Consider the following 14,207-nt stretch of genomic DNA (forward strand, 5'->3'; position numbering starts at 1 on the left):
CAACGTCACGAGGGCGAATCCCTCTGTTTTCCGACCCGGCCCCCGCGCGACGGCGCGGGGGCTTTCATCCCTGACGGACACCCATGAGCACACCGCTGGAAACCCTCTGGTACACCCACAGCCCCGTTCCCACGGGCCTCGGCATCGCTGTCGAATCCGGGCGCCTGGCCCAGGCCTTCCGTCCCTTCGGCACGCGCATTCAGTCGCTGCGCGAGTCGTCCGAACGCGAGGTGCGCGAGGCGCACTTCGACCATCACCTGCCTTACTCCGTGCGCCACGGCGGCAACATCCCCGCTATCTGGGCCCGTGCCAGCGGCGCGTCCACGCGGGTGATCGGCCTGTCGTGGAGCGACGAAGTGCAGCTCATCGTCAGCGCCCCGGACAGCGGCGTGCGCAGCATCCGCGACCTGCGCCACCGGCGCTTCGGCCTGCCGAAGTGGGCCAACGTGCAGATCGACTTCACCCGCGCCCAGTCGCTGCGCGGCCTGGAAAACGCCTTGCGCCTGGAAGGCCTGGAAGTGCGCGACGTGGAGCTGGTGGACTACCCCTACGGCGGCACCTACAGCGACGACCCGGTGCGCCACGTGTTCGGCGCCCAGGTGGCGCTCAAGGGCAACCGCGTGGTGCAGCGCAACAACGAATTGATCGGCCTGCTGCGCGGCGACATCGACGCCATCTTCCTCAAGGGCGCCCACGGCCTGCAGCTGGCCCACGAATTCGGCCTGCACGTGGTGCTGGACGTCGGCTCGCACCCCGAGCCGCTGGTACGCTCGAACATCGGCACGCCGCGCACCCTGACCGTCGACCAGCAACTGCTGGATGAGCACTTCGATGCCGCCGTCCTGGTGCTCGACACCGTATTGCGCTCCGAGCAATGGGCCTGGGCGCACCCGGAGGAAACCCGCCGCTTCCTCGCCCGCGAACTGAACACCAGCGAGTTCTGGGTCGCCAGTGCCTACGGCGAGGACGCCCATCTGCGCCTGCAGACCAACCTGGCGGAACGCTCGGTCAACGCCCTGCGCGACCTCACCGCCTTCCTGCAGCGCTGGGACTTCATCGGCGCCGACGTCAGCGTCGACGACTGGATCGACCCGCGTCCGCTGGAAGCCCTGCTGGGGAAGATCGATGTCGCCATCTAGCCCGGCGCGGCCCGCCGCCTTCCTGCTCAACTTCATGCTGCTGGCGGCGTTCAGCGGCGCCACCATCGGCATGGCGAAGATCGTCACCACGCTCTACGCCATCAGCATCGGCGCCAACGCCATGCAGATCGGCATCATCTCGGCCATGGAAGCCCTGGGCATGGTGATCCTCACCCTGCCGGCCGGCTTCGTCATCGCCCGCTTCGGCGCGCGCCGGGTGTACTTCCTCGCCAGCCTCGGGCCGATGCTGCTGAACCTGGCCATCCCGCTGTTCGGCGGTTGGCTGTGGCTGGCCTTCGCGCGGCTGCTGATAGGCCTGTGCATCCCCTTCCGCATCGTCGCCATGAACAGCGCCTTCCTGCGCCAGCTCAAGCGCATCGGCAACGACAAGGCCGGCTGGTACCGCGGTTCGCTGACCCTGGGCATGGGCCTGCTCGGCCCGCTGCTGGGCAACTGGCTGAGCGGCGCGGCGAGCTTCACCTGGGGTTTTGCCGCCATCGGCCTGTGCTTCGGCCTGATGGCCTTCTACAGCCTCGGCTTCTGGGAAGGCGAAGCGCCGACCGAAGATGTGCCCGTAGCCGCCGCCACCGGCGGCCTGCTGCAACAGGTCGGCGCCATGCTGGCCAACGTCGAGATCGCCGAGAGCTGCCTGATCGAGCTGCTCAGCGCCGCCACCAGCGCGCTGTTCGGCACCTTCATCCTGCTGCTGGCGATGGAAGTCGTTGGCCTGTCCCAGGGCCAGGCAGTAAGCCTGGTGATGATCCAGGGCCTGGCCTCGGTGCTCGGGCTGTTCGGCTTCGGCTACCTGATCGAACGCAGCGGCCGGCGCCTGGCCTACATCGGCAGCCTCACGGCGGCGCTGGCCGCCCTGCTGCTGCTCGGGGTTGCCCGCGACTACTGGCTGCTGGCCCTGGGCGGCGTGCTGCTCAGCGCGGCGGCGGCGCTCATCCACCTGGTGAACATGGCCCAGCTGGGCGAGCACGCCATGGACAAGAGCAAGATTTCCGGGCTGTTCAACCTCGCCTCCATGTCCGGCAGCTTTTCCGGCGCGCTGCTGGGCGGGGCGATCAGCCACTTCGTCGGGCTGGGCAACCTGTTCCTCTGCTGGATTCCCCTGGTGCTGCTGGCCGCGCTGTTCTGCTGGCAACGCAAGCTGCGCCGCCACAGTGCCGGGCCATTGCTCGGGCAGGAGGGCTGAATGCTCAACCGCACCCTTGATCGCCTGAGCTGGTTCGCCTCGCCGCTGCTCCTGCTGCTGGCCTGGTTCGTCACCGCCCGCGCCGGCTGGTTCCCGCCGCAACTGCTGGTGCCGCCGGCGGAGGTATGGGCGAGCTTCCAGGACCTGCTGGCCAGCGGCGAGCTGCGCGAGCACGTGGTCAACAGCCTGTCGCGCCTGGCCATCGGCTTCTCCATCGGCGCCGTCGGCGGGCTGCTGTTCGGCACCGCCATGGCCCTGTCGAAGACCGTGGAAGCCTACTGCGCGCCGCTGTTCCATACCCTGCGCCAGGTGCCGTCCATCGCGCTGATCCCGATGTTCATCCTGTTCTTCGGCGTGGAAGAAACCTTCAAGGTCCTGATCGTCACCAAGGCCGCCTTCTTCCCCGTGGCGCTGGCCGCCAGCGAAGGCGTGAAGGGCATTCCGCGCGGCTATTTCGAGGTCGCCAGCGTCTACCGCCTGCCGCTCTGGAGCCTGCTGCGCGACGTCGCCTTCCCCGCCGCCGCGCCGCCCATCGTCACCGGCCTGCGTATCAGCCTGAGCCGCGCCTGGATGGTGCTGGTGGCCGCCGAACTGCTCGCCGCCGACAGCGGCCTGGGGCAGATGATCGAGCTGAGCCGGCAGATGCTGCGCATCGACATCGTGATGGTCGGCGTGGTGGTCACCGGGGCCATCGGCTTCATCCTCGACTTCGCCTTCCGCCTGCTGGAGAAGCGCCTGCTGCGCTGGAGACCGACGCCATGATCCGATTGCTCAAGAGTCTTCGCGGGCTGGTCCTGCCGGCCCTGCTGATCGCCGCCTGGCACTGGCAATCGCAACAGGGTGCCAGCACCGCCTATGCCTTCGTGCCGCTGGAGCGCATCGGCGCCGGCTTCGCCGAGCTGATCGACACCGGCGAGCTTTGGTTGAGCGTCGCCGCCAGTCTCAAGCGCACCTGCCTCGGCCTGCTGCTGGGCGTGCTCGCCGGCTTCGCCCTGGGCGCCGGCATGGCGCTGTCGCGGCCACTGGAGCGGCTGTTCGCGCCGCTCTACCACACCATCCGCCAGGTGCCGATCCTCGGCCTGATCCCGCTGATCGCCCTGTGGTTCGGCAGCGGCGAGGCGTCCAAGGTGCTGATCGTCAGCCTCGCCGCCTTCTACCCGATGACGCTGAACGCCTTCGAGGGCTTCCGCGACGTGGAGAAGCGCTACCGCGAAGTCGGCCGCCTGTATGCCTTCGGCCCCTGGCAGCAGTTCCGCGAAGTGCTGCTGCCCGGCGCCCTGCCCAGCCTGAGCAACGGCGTGCTGCACGCGCTGGCCTTCGCCTGGGTCAGCTCGGTGGGCTGCGAGCTGTTCCTCTCCACCGGCATGGGCCTGGGCAACCTGATGATGAACGCCGAGACCGGCTCGCGCATGGAGATCGTGGTGATCGGCGTGCTCAGCATCGGCCTGCTCGGCTACGCCATGAACCAGCTGTTCGCCCGTGCCGCGCGCCACCTGCTGCGCTGGCGCAACCTGCGCTGACCCTTTTGCCATGAGTGCCCAGACCATGAACGCGATCCTCGACCCCGCCCTCCTTCCGGCCCAGCAGGCGCAACACGGCGCGCTGGCCATCCAGGGCCTGAGCAAGGCCTATTCCATCGACGGCCGCAGCCTGCCGGTGCTGGAGAACATCGACCTGGCGGTACGCCCCGGCGAGTTCGTCAGCATCGTCGGCGCCAGCGGCTGCGGCAAATCCTCGCTGCTGCGGCTGATCGTCGGCCTGGAGAACGACTACAGCGGGCGCATCCTGCTCGACGGCCAGCTGGTGACCGGCACCAGCCTGGAACGCGGCATCGTGTTCCAGGACCACCGCCTGTTCCCCTGGAAGACCGTCGAAGAGAACGTCGCCCTGGCGCTGAAGAACCAGAAGCTCAGCCGCGCCGAAAAGCGCGAGTGGGTGGCCGATCACCTGGAGCTGGTGGGCCTGACCGGCTTCGAGCACGCCTACCCGCACCAGCTCTCCGGCGGCATGGCGCAGCGCGCCGCCATCGCCCGCGCGCTGATCACCCGGCCCAAGGTGCTGCTGCTGGACGAACCCTTCGGCGCCCTCGACGCCCTCACCCGCGTGCGCCTGCAGCACGAACTGCAGCGCATCTGGGTGCAGCAGCGCAGCACCATGATCATGGTCACCCACGACGTGGAAGAGGCGCTGTACCTGGGTGACCGGGTGATCGTCATGGATGCGCGGCCGGGGCGGATTCGCCATGAGGTGCGGGTCGACCTGCCGCACCCGCGCCAGCGCGCCGAGCCCTTGCTGCAACGGCTCAAGGACGAACTGCTGGGCGAGCTGATGCACGGCTAGACCGGGGCGTCCCGATCCGTCCGAATATCTGTCGTCGGCGACCTTTCTCCGCGCGCCGTGCTAACCCTATAAGGGCCGCTCTTCCAACGCCTTGAGGGTGCACTTCATGAACAGGATCGTCGCCATCACCGGCGGCTTCGGCCACCTCGGCAGCGTGGTCGGCCAGGCGTTCGCCGACGCCGGCTGGCAGGTCGCGCTGCTCGACCGGGCCGTGAGTCCGCGTTATCCACAGGCCGGTGCGCTGTCCCTGGGCGGCGTCGACCTGACCGACGCGGCCGCCGCCCGCGCCGCCATCGACCGCGCCAGCGAACATTTCGGCGGACTCGATGCGCTGATCAACGTGGCCGGCGGCTTCCACTGGGAAACCCTGGCCGACGGCGACGTCGACACCTGGGACCTGATGTACCGCATCAACCTGCGCACCGCCGTGGTCTCCAGCCAGGCCGCGCTGGCGCACCTGAAGGCGCGCGGGCACGGGCGCATCCTCAATATCGCGGCGGCGGCCGCCACCCGCGCGGCACTGGGGACCGGCGCCTACGCCGCGTCCAAGGCCGGGGTGATGCGCCTGACCGAGGCGTTGGCCGAGGAGCTGAAGGACGCGCGCATCACAGTCAACGCGCTGATGCCGAGCATCATCGACACCCCGCAGAACCGCGCCGACATGCCCGACGCCGACTTCGACCACTGGGTGCGCCCGGAACAACTGGCGGCGACCCTGCTGTTCCTCGCCTCGGACAGCGCGGCGGCGATCACCGGCGCCTGCATCCCGGTCACCGGGCGGGTCTGACTTCGGACCGAGGTCGCATTGGACGGCAGCGACCTCGGCCCCTATGCTCGCCAACCGTTTCGCTGTCCGGTTGCGTTGCCATGTCCCACGTCCTGTCCGTCGTCCTGCCGATCTTCGCGCTGATCCTGGTCGGCTGGCTGTGCCGGCGCACTAATCGCCTCGGCCCGCAGGCCGCCTCGGAGATCAACAGGCTGGTGGTCTGGCTGTGCCTGCCGGCGCTGCTGTTCAAGGTCACCGCCACCGCAACCTGGGCGGAAATCTGGCAGCCGGGCTTCCTCGCCGCCTTCACCGGCGGTTGCCTGCTGGTGTTCTTCGCCACCCTCGCCTGGCGCCTGATGCAGGGCCGCACCTTGCCGGCGGCGAGCATCGACGGGCTCAGCGCGTCCTACGCCAACACCGGCTACATGGGCATCCCGCTGTGCCTGCTGGTGTTCGGCCAGGACGGCCTGGAGCCGGCGCTGATCGCCTCGCTGCTGGTGGTCTGCGTGCTGTTCGCCATCGCCGTGGTGTGCATCGAAGTCGGCTTGCAGAGCGAGAAGCACATCGGTCGCGCGGTTGCCGTGGTGCTCAAGGCGCTGGGCAAGAATCCGCTGGTGGTGTCGCCCATCGTCGGCGGCCTGTGGGCAGCGTCCGGCATCGGCCTGCCGGAGCCGCTGCTGCATTTTCTCGATATGCTCGCTGCCGCTACCACGCCCTGCGCGCTGGTCTCGCTCGGCCTGTTCCTGGCGCAGAAGCAGGAGCCGCAGGATGCGCAGGCCGGCGCCTGGCCGCTGGTGGCGATCAAATTGATTGGCCAGCCGCTGCTCACCGGTTTTCTCGCCTACCAGGTCTTCGACCTGCCGCCGCTGTGGGCGGACTCGGCGCTGCTGCTCAGTGCGCTGCCCACCGGCACCGGGCCCTTCATGCTCGCCGAGTATTACCAGCGCGAGGCGGCGGTGGTGTCGCGGAGCATTCTGGTGTCGACACTGGGGTCGCTGGTGACCCTGTCGCTGTGCCTGCTGTGGATCGCTCGTTAAGGCTGTCTTTTCTTGGGTAAACCTGTACCTGTGCTTCCCCTCACCCTAACCCTCTCCCGGAGGGAGAGGGGACCGTCTGGAGCAGGATGGCAGCGCAACGTCAGCCGGCACGAGCAGCTCCCTCTCCCTCTGGGAGAGGGCTGGGGTGAGGGCTGATTCGAGCACAGAAATTTCCCTGTAGGAGCGAGGGGGACACCGTCGTTATTGCTCGCGAACCGCCCAGCGCCGGAGCCGCCGGGGATTCCGTTCGCGAGCAAGCTCGCTCCTACAAAAGCTGGGAATAAAAAAACGGACCAGCCATCGCGGGGATGGTGGTCCGTTGCGCAAACGCAGGGGTCCGTCACGGGGGAAGATGATGACGGACCAGACGCAGCCCCTCAGGCGTATGGCCCGAATTGCGTCAACGTTGCGATCAAGCCGGTTCGGTCAGCGCGCCCGCAGCGCGCGCGGGTAGTTGGCGGCCGGAGATCCGATGGGCGTCGCCCGCCGGTGCGGTGCCCTTGTCGTAAGGCTTGGCCAGCAGCATGTAGGCCAGGCCCGCGCCGATCACCACGACGCTGGTGAGGATCATCGAGTAGTTCATGTACCAGGGCGCGTCCGGGGTGCGCGGCCAGACCATGTTGGTGATCGCCGCCACGCCGTAGATCAGCGCTGCAACGTTCACCGGCACGCCCCACTTGCCGAGGGTGAACTGCCCGCCGGGCACCCAGCCCTTGGCGCGGGCGATCAGCGAGGCGATGACGATCAGCTGGAACGACACGTAGATGCCGATCGCGGCGAAGCCGACGATGGTGGCCACGGCGTCGCCCATGAACAGGCCCAGGCAGACGATGGCCGCCGGCATCACGCCCGCCACCACCAGTGCAACGGCCGGGACGTGGTTGGTGTTGAGCTTGGACAGGGCCTTGCTGCCGACGATCATCTCGTCGCGGGCATAGGCGAACAGCAGGCGGCTGGCGGCGGCCTGCAGGCTCAGCACGCAGGACACGAACGACACCATCACCACCGCCATCACCAGCTTCGAGCCCACCGGGCCGAAGGCGTTGGCGAGGATGGTGGTCACCGGATCGGTGTCTTCACCGTTGATCACGCGCTGGATGTCCGGCACCGAGAGGATCAGCGCCAGGCACGCGAACATCGCAGCGGCGCCGCCGATGTAGATGGTCATGCGCATGGTCTTGGGGATCATCTTGCCGGGGTTCGGAGTTTCCTCGGCGACGTCACCGCAGGCCTCGAAGCCGTAGTACTGGAACAGGCCCGCCAGGGACGCGGCGAGGAAGGCCGGCCAGTAGCTGCCGTCGATCTTGATGTCGAAGGTGTTGAACAGCACGCTGAAGTCGTTGTGGCGCTCGAAGATCAGCAGGTAGCCGCCCACCAGCAGCGCACCACCCAGCTCGCAGAGGAAGCCGAACATGGCGACACGGGCCAGCAGCTTGGTGCCGGACAGGTTGAGCACGGTGGACAGCGCGATCAGCGCCAGGGCGATGCCGATGGCGGCGTTGCCGTGCATCTCGAAGCCGAGCATGGCGGCCATGTACGGGCTGGCGCCCACGGCGATGCCGGCGATGGAGGTGCACAGCGCCCAGGCGTACACCCAGCCCACCATCCACGCCCAGCGCTTGCCCACCAGGCGGCGCGCCCAGGGATAGACGCCGCCAGAGATCGGGAATTGCGAGACCACTTCGCAGAACACCAGGCACACCAGCATCTGGCCCAGGCCGATCAGCAGGTAGGTCCAGAACATCGGCGGCCCCCCGGCGGCCAGGCACAGGCCGAACAGGGTGTAGACGCCGACCACCGGCGACAGGTAGGTGAAGCCCAGGGAGAAGTTCTCCCACAGGCTCATGCTGCGTTCGAAGTTGGAGCTGTAGCCGAGCGCGGCGAGCTGCTCGGCATCGGAATCGGTTACGCCAGCGGCACGCTTGGCAGGAGACCCACTCATCGTTGTTTCCTCTCAGGGGTTGATGGGCAGAAGGCAATCGGCCGGCGGGCCTCACGACGCCCGCCGGTTCCCTTTTCGGGTTTGTAGTTGTGTGTACTGCGCGGCTTTGCTCCTGGTGGAGCGTTACTGGCCGTCGTCGAACTGCGAGAGCCACTCCACTGCCTGGTCGCGGTAGCGGGTGAAGCCCTTGTAGTCGACCAGTTCCTGGTTGAGGCTCTTGAGCACGCGGTGCATGCGCTTGGCCCACGCCGGGTTGGTGGCGATGTCTTCCAGGCTCAGCAGGTAGGTGCGGATCGGGAACACGATGGCGTTGCTGCGCGGCAAACGGTGCAGCGGTTGCAGCTCGATGCGCAAGTAGACCTTTTGACCGGCGTTCTTGGCGGTCACCGTGGTGCGGTCCGGCGCCCACTCAGGCAGGGACTCGGCGGACACGTCCAGGCGCGGGTTGACGGTCAGCGACCAGTTCAGGCGGCGCACCGGGTGGCCGTTGCGCAGGCGTAGGAGGAACTTCAGCGCGCGGTCGAGCATGCCGGTTTCCTTCACCAGCGGCACCGGGCCGTGGAACTCGTGCCAGGCCATGCCCAGGTTGAAGCGCAGCGAGTAATCGGCGCGCTGGGTGGCGATGCCCGCGCCCCAGTACAGGGTGCCGTCGCGCTCTTCCTGCAGGACCCAGTCGCCCTGGGCCTGGCGGGTGACGTACTCCATCGGTTCAAAGGGCAGGGTCGACGGATCACCGAAGGTGAAGGTGTCGTCGATGTTCAGCAGCTTGTTGGTCCAGTGCCAGCGGGTGCCGTCCTTCTCCAGGGAGAAGTACTCCGGGTAGTCCTTGGCGTAGGACTCCATGATCAGTTCGAGCAGGTCCCACTGCGCCTCCATCATGTGCGGCGCGGAGACGTAGTGCATGCCCGGGTCCTTCTCCAGGGTGATCGCACGGTCGCGGCACTCGCTGATGTAGTGCTCGTCGATGTCGAACACCGCGCGGAAGGCGCCGTCGCCCACGCTGACGTGCGGCTCCAGGTTCATCGAGTACATGTACTCGTCATCCGGGAAGGGCCAGGGCGCGCGGTCGATGCAGGCCTGGCTGTTCGCGTAGGTGTAGTCGTCGCGGTAGGTTTCGTCGGGGCGGAATTGGATGGTCATGGTCGTTCTCCGGCTCAGCAGTCGATGACCAGCCGCGAGCACTTGGCGCGCGACACGCAGGGCATGATCTTGGTGTTGGCGGCCTTGTCCTCGTCGGACAGCCAGTCGTCGGTGTGGAGGATTTCTCCGTCCAGCTCCAGGACGTTGGTCTCGCACATGCCGCAGGCACCGCCGCGGCACAGGTAGGGGATTTCGTGGCCGGCGGCCTCGGCGGCCTCCAGCAGGCTCTGGTCGGGCGACACGTCGATAGTCGCGCCGCTGCGCGCCAGGGTGACCTGGAACGCCTCGCCGACGCTGCCCTGTTCGAGGAAGCGCTCGTAGTGGATGTGGCTGTCGGTCCAGCCGTGGGCGTGGGCGGCGTCGATCGTCGCCTGGATCATGCCCTCGGGACCGCAGACGTAGACGTCGCTGCCCAGCGGCCGGTCGGCCAGCACGGCGGAAATATCCAGGCGCTCGCCGCGGTCGTCGCGGTACAGGCGCACGGCATCGCCATATTCCTGCAGCAGCTCTTCACCCAGGCGCGCATGGGCGTCGCCGCGCACCGCCAGGTGCACTTCGAAGGGCGTGCCGCGCAGGCGCAGCTCGGCCAGTTGCGAGCACACCGGGGTGATGCCCACGCCGCCGGCGATGAACAGGTGCAGGCGTGCGTGCTTGCTCAGCGGGAACAGGTTCACCGGGCGGAGGATTTCCAGCTCGTCGCCTTCCTTCACCACGTCATGCATGTGCTTCGAACCGCCACGGCCGTCTTCCACGCGGCGCACGGCGATCTGGTAGGCGCTGGCGTCGTAGGGCGAACTCATCAGCGAGTAGGCGTTGCGGTAGGTGCCGCCGGCGTGGGGCATCAGCACCACGACGTTGCTGCCGCCGGAGAACGGCGTCAGGTGCGCGCCGTCGGTGGAGGCCAGGGTGAAGCGCTTGATCTCCGGGGTCACCTGCTCGATGCGGGTGACGCGGACATTCAGGGTTCCGTTGGATTGGCTCATGTGTCGAGCTCCTCGGCTTCGGGCAGTTCGCCGGGGACTTCGGCGTCGGCCTTCACCGCCTGGAAGGCGGCCAGGCGGCGGGAGTAGTGGTCGCGGACCACCAGGGTGCGGGCACAGTGCGGGCAGTCGAAGACGCGCTGGGTGACGTTCTCGGTGTAGCCGTCGCAGTGCACGCACCAGACGCGGCGCACGAAGGAGCCAGCGTGCTCGCGCAGCACTTCGTCCTTGTTCAGGTTGATCGCGTCGGCGGCCTGCATGGCGGTACCGATGAAGCTCTCGGAGCCAGCCAGGTACAGGCGGGTGCCCATACGCGACTGGCCCAGCAGCGCGTGCAGGTCATCGACCAGCGCACGGTTGCTCGGGTAGATCGAAAGCTCGACGTCGGTGATGTCGCGCAGCGCGGCGAGGTGATCCTGGCCAGAGAAGGATTCGGTGGAATACAGCACGCGGATCGGCGCAGTGCGCGGCATCTCGCCGAGCAGGCGGAGCATGGCGGCGCCGCCGCTGCCCTGGCCGGCGATGATGTGGTGGTGGCCACCGGCGAGCGGGCGCAACTGGTCATAGACCGGCCGGCTCTTGATACCTGTGATGAGCATTGTTCTTGTGCCTCCAGAACTGCCGGCGCTCTCGGTCAGGAGCGCCGGCGCGATTCGAGGACCCGTGCACGGTCACGGGTCGGGGAGTCACAGAGCACAGGCCGTGCCAAATCGGTAACTTATTGAAATTTAAGGATAAAAATAAAAAGCGGGGATGAAGGTATAAGCAGAAATGACAACGCCTGTAAGCAGGCTTGCAGCGGTGGATTGTCGCAGGGGCAGTTCCGCCGAACGTGGCAATGCGACGTGACCGGACGGTCGCGCGGATGCATGCCATGGGTGGGATTTGCGTAGGAGCGGACTTCGTCCGCGATGGTCTCCGGCGCGATGCGAACCTATCGCGGACAGAGTCCGCTCCTACGCGCGCCGGGAAGGATGGCGTGAAGGGGCAGCGCTCATTCGTCCCGCTGCAACTTGCGAATCAGCGTGCCAACGTCGATGCCCAGGTGGATCGCCGCCTTGCGCTTGCTGCCGCACAGGCGCACCGCGCGCAGGATCACCTGGCGCTCGTAGCGCTGCACCTGGGCCTTGAGCGGCTGGTCGTCGATGGCGGTAGCCGGCTCATCGGGGGCCACCGGGCTGCCGGCCGGCGGTGCGCCGAGCAGTTCCGGCGGCAGGTGCAGTTCTTCTGCCACGTCGTCGGCCAGCACGGCGAGGCGCTCGAAGATGTTCACCAACTCGCGGATGTTGCCGGGGTAGTCATAGTCCAGCAGGCGCTCGCGGCAGCCGGAGGCCAACCGCAGCGGCGGCTGGCGGTCGCGGTTGATGCGCGCCAGGAGGATGTCCATCAGCACCGGCAGGTCGTCGCGGTGGGCGCGCAGCGGCGGGATTTCCACCGGCAGCACGGCCAGGCGGTAATAAAGGTCGGCGCGGAACTCGCCGGCCGCCACCTGGGCGCGCAGGTCCTTGTTGGTGGCGGCGATCACCTGTACCTGCACCTGCTTGGACAACGGCGAACCCACCGGCTGGATGGTGCCGTCCTCCAGGAACTTGAGCAGCTTGGCCTGCACCTGCAGCGGGATTTCGCCGATCTCGTCGAGGAACAGCGTGCCGCCCGAGGCACTCTCGATATAGCCGCGCTTGCCCGACTGCAGCGCGCCAGTGAAGGCGCCACGCTCGTAGCCGAACATCTCCGACTCGAACAGGGTTTCCGGGATGCTCGCGCAGTTCACGTCGATGAAGGGCCGGTCTCCCCAGCCGGCGGCACGGTGGATATGCCGGGCGATGGCGGTCTTGCCCACACCGGGCTCGCCGAGCAGCAGCAGGCGCGCGCGGCGGCGGAAGGCGCGCACGCCCATGTCGGCGATGGAGGAGAGCAGCGGCGACATGTGCAGCGCGTTGTCCTGCGGGTCGCCGAGGCCCTGCAGGTCAGTAGTCGAGGCGCGCCCGGACGGGCTGCGCAGGCTGCCGGCGGTGCCTGGCTCGTATTCGCGCTGGACCAGCAGGGTGTAAGGCTTCTCGTAGGCCCCCGTGGGCACGGCCTGGGCGCGGGTGAGGAACACCCGGCCATCGCGCGAGCGGGTCAGCGCGCTCTTGCCGCCACGCCGCAGGACCTGCAGGAAGTCGTCGAACTGCAAGGCCGAACGCTGGAAGAAGTCCGCATCCGACAACCCCAGCACATCCGCGCGGGTGACGCGGTTGACCCGCTCGGCCGCGAGGTTGATAAAGCGCACCCGCGAGTCGCCGTCGCAGACGATCACCGCCTCGCCGAAGCTGTCCAGCAGCGCGTGCAGCGCCGGCGTTTCCAGCAGCGCGGAAAGCATCTCCCCGGAGGCGCTGACCGAGGAGCGCATGCCCATGCGCGGGGACGCGAAGAAGCCTTCTTCATTCATGGATGCAGTTCCGTCGCCTCGCTCGCCTGGCGCAGCACGAAGACGCGCCAGGCCACGCCCTCGCGGATGAGGATGCGCGAGCAGTGGCTGTTGAAGGACAGGTAGTTGCCGAACTGGTCCGGCAGGTCGAGCAGCTGCCAGGTACGCTCGGGCAGCGGCAGGCGGTTCAGGGTCGAGGCCAGCCCGGCGGCGCGGGTGATGCCGAAGGTCTGCTCGAAGGCCGCGTTGCGCCATTGCGGCTGGGCCTGTTCGTCGATCACCAGCACGGCGTCGGGCACCGCGTCGAACACCCGGCGCAGCGCCTCGATGCGCTGCTCGGCGTCGTGCTGCATGCGCAGCTCCTGGCTGACGTCGCGCAGGCTGCCCCACATGCGCAGCATGCGGCCGTTGTGGATGCTGGCGCGCACGTCGTTCTCCACGTAGGCGGGCGAGCCGTCGTGGCGGCGGTCCACCGACAGCGCGCCGTCGACGTGGAAGTCCGCCTCGATCAGGCGCCGCACGAACTCCTCGTTGGCCGGGCTGCGCGGCCAGTACAGGCGCACCGGCTGCTCGCTGAAATCGACATCGGCGGGCATCTCGTAGATGTTCGCCATGGCGCGGTTGCACATGCGCCAGTAGGAGCGGTTCTCGAACACCTGGCGGACGATCTCGTCGGGCGTCTCGCGCACGTCCACCGATTCGGCGAACTCGATGCACCAGTAGGCGACTCGCGCGCTGAAGAGCATCTGGCTCATCACCTCGTTGGCGCTCTGCAGCTCGCCCAGGCGACGGCTGATCGGCCCCAGCGGCATCTTCACCAGGTGCAGGCGCGCCGGCTCGCCATCGCGCCACTGCAGCACGCCGCTGGCGAGCACCGGCAGCAGGCCGCCATTATGGCGGATCAGGGTCAGCTCCAGGTCCTGCACGCGCTCGTCCGCCGGCGGGTTGGCGAACAACTGGTGCAGCGCATTGACCGACTCGGCGGTATAGACCTGCTCGATGCCCTGCCCGTCCAGCGAACCGGGCGGATAGCCGAGCTGGTCGGTCTGCTCGGCGGAAACCTCGATGAAGCGCCCCTGGGACGTCAGGCTGTCGGACAGCAGCAGGCCCCTGTCCAGCAGCAGTTTTAGCGGGTCCATTTCCCTCTCCAATGCAATTTCCCAACACGACAATGCAGCCGTCTGGCGGCTCGCCTGGAGAACAAGGCATGTTGCATGCCAGCGTGCAGCGCCCATGCCCTGCGGGGTGGCGCGAG

The 14,207-nt window shown here is 67.9% G+C and carries 13 protein-coding genes; 7 read left to right on the forward strand and 6 right to left on the reverse strand.

The genetic code is table 11. The features are described 5' to 3' along the window. The first annotated feature begins 83 nt into the window (after positions 1-83). The 7 genes from J5M67_RS13285 (at position 84) to J5M67_RS13315 (ending at position 6,480) form a co-directional block, all read left to right on the forward strand. Positions 84-1,139, forward strand: a complete 1,056-nt coding sequence (locus J5M67_RS13285; RefSeq protein WP_207885796.1) for an ABC transporter substrate-binding protein — start codon at positions 84-86, stop codon at positions 1,137-1,139. Then, positions 1,126-2,337 carry an MFS transporter gene (locus J5M67_RS13290; RefSeq protein ID WP_207885797.1) on the forward strand — a complete coding sequence of 404 codons (1,212 nt, stop codon included), beginning with the start codon at positions 1,126-1,128 and terminating at the stop codon, positions 2,335-2,337. Before J5M67_RS13285 ends, J5M67_RS13290 begins: the two co-directional genes overlap by 14 nt. Then, the gene (locus tag J5M67_RS13295) at positions 2,338-3,099 is read left to right on the forward strand and encodes an ABC transporter permease (RefSeq protein WP_207885798.1); all 762 of its coding nucleotides are present in this window, start codon (positions 2,338-2,340) and stop codon (positions 3,097-3,099) included. Then, positions 3,096-3,857 carry an ABC transporter permease gene (locus J5M67_RS13300; RefSeq protein WP_207885799.1) on the forward strand — a complete coding sequence of 254 codons (762 nt, stop codon included), beginning with the start codon at positions 3,096-3,098 and terminating at the stop codon, positions 3,855-3,857. Before J5M67_RS13295 ends, J5M67_RS13300 begins: the two co-directional genes overlap by 4 nt. A gap of 25 nt (positions 3,858-3,882) precedes the next feature. Further along, positions 3,883-4,677 carry an ABC transporter ATP-binding protein gene (locus tag J5M67_RS13305; protein WP_207885888.1) on the forward strand — a complete coding sequence of 265 codons (795 nt, stop codon included), beginning with the start codon at positions 3,883-3,885 and terminating at the stop codon, positions 4,675-4,677. A gap of 106 nt (positions 4,678-4,783) precedes the next feature. Continuing rightward, complete coding sequence (locus J5M67_RS13310; RefSeq protein WP_207885800.1) at positions 4,784-5,464, forward strand: SDR family NAD(P)-dependent oxidoreductase; 681 nt, start codon at positions 4,784-4,786, stop codon at positions 5,462-5,464. A gap of 80 nt (positions 5,465-5,544) precedes the next feature. Further along, entirely contained in the window at positions 5,545-6,480 is a 936-nt protein-coding gene (locus J5M67_RS13315; protein ID WP_207885801.1) for an AEC family transporter, read from the forward strand. Positions 6,481-6,892: 412 nt separating this feature from the next. Here J5M67_RS13315 and J5M67_RS13320 read toward each other — a convergent pair whose 3' ends face one another. From J5M67_RS13320 to J5M67_RS13345, 6 genes are all read right to left on the reverse strand, one after another. Continuing rightward, on the reverse strand, positions 6,893-8,422 hold the full coding sequence (locus J5M67_RS13320) for an APC family permease (RefSeq protein WP_207885802.1): 1,530 nt from the start codon (positions 8,420-8,422) through the stop codon (positions 6,893-6,895). A gap of 123 nt (positions 8,423-8,545) precedes the next feature. After that, on the reverse strand, positions 8,546-9,562 hold the full coding sequence (locus J5M67_RS13325; RefSeq protein ID WP_207885803.1) for a DUF3445 domain-containing protein: 1,017 nt from the start codon (positions 9,560-9,562) through the stop codon (positions 8,546-8,548). 14 nt (positions 9,563-9,576) lie between these two features. After that, the gene (locus J5M67_RS13330; RefSeq protein ID WP_207885804.1) at positions 9,577-10,545 is read right to left on the reverse strand and encodes a PDR/VanB family oxidoreductase; all 969 of its coding nucleotides are present in this window, start codon (positions 10,543-10,545) and stop codon (positions 9,577-9,579) included. Further along, positions 10,542-11,141 (reverse strand): dimethylamine monooxygenase subunit DmmA family protein, encoded by a 600-nt coding sequence (locus tag J5M67_RS13335; protein ID WP_207885805.1) that lies wholly within the window; start codon positions 11,139-11,141, stop codon positions 10,542-10,544. The genes J5M67_RS13330 and J5M67_RS13335 overlap by 4 nt, the downstream gene beginning before the upstream one ends. Positions 11,142-11,536: 395 nt before the next feature. Further along, entirely contained in the window at positions 11,537-12,973 is a 1,437-nt protein-coding gene (locus J5M67_RS13340; RefSeq protein ID WP_207885806.1) for a sigma-54-dependent Fis family transcriptional regulator, read from the reverse strand. Beyond that, positions 12,970-14,091, reverse strand: a complete 1,122-nt coding sequence (locus J5M67_RS13345; RefSeq protein ID WP_207885807.1) for a PAS domain-containing protein — start codon at positions 14,089-14,091, stop codon at positions 12,970-12,972. The genes J5M67_RS13340 and J5M67_RS13345 overlap by 4 nt, the downstream gene beginning before the upstream one ends. Positions 14,092-14,207: the final 116 nt, after the last annotated feature.

It is taken from the genome of Pseudomonas sp. 30_B, assembly GCF_017491605.1.
In the GTDB taxonomy this organism is placed as follows: domain Bacteria; phylum Pseudomonadota; class Gammaproteobacteria; order Pseudomonadales; family Pseudomonadaceae; genus Pseudomonas.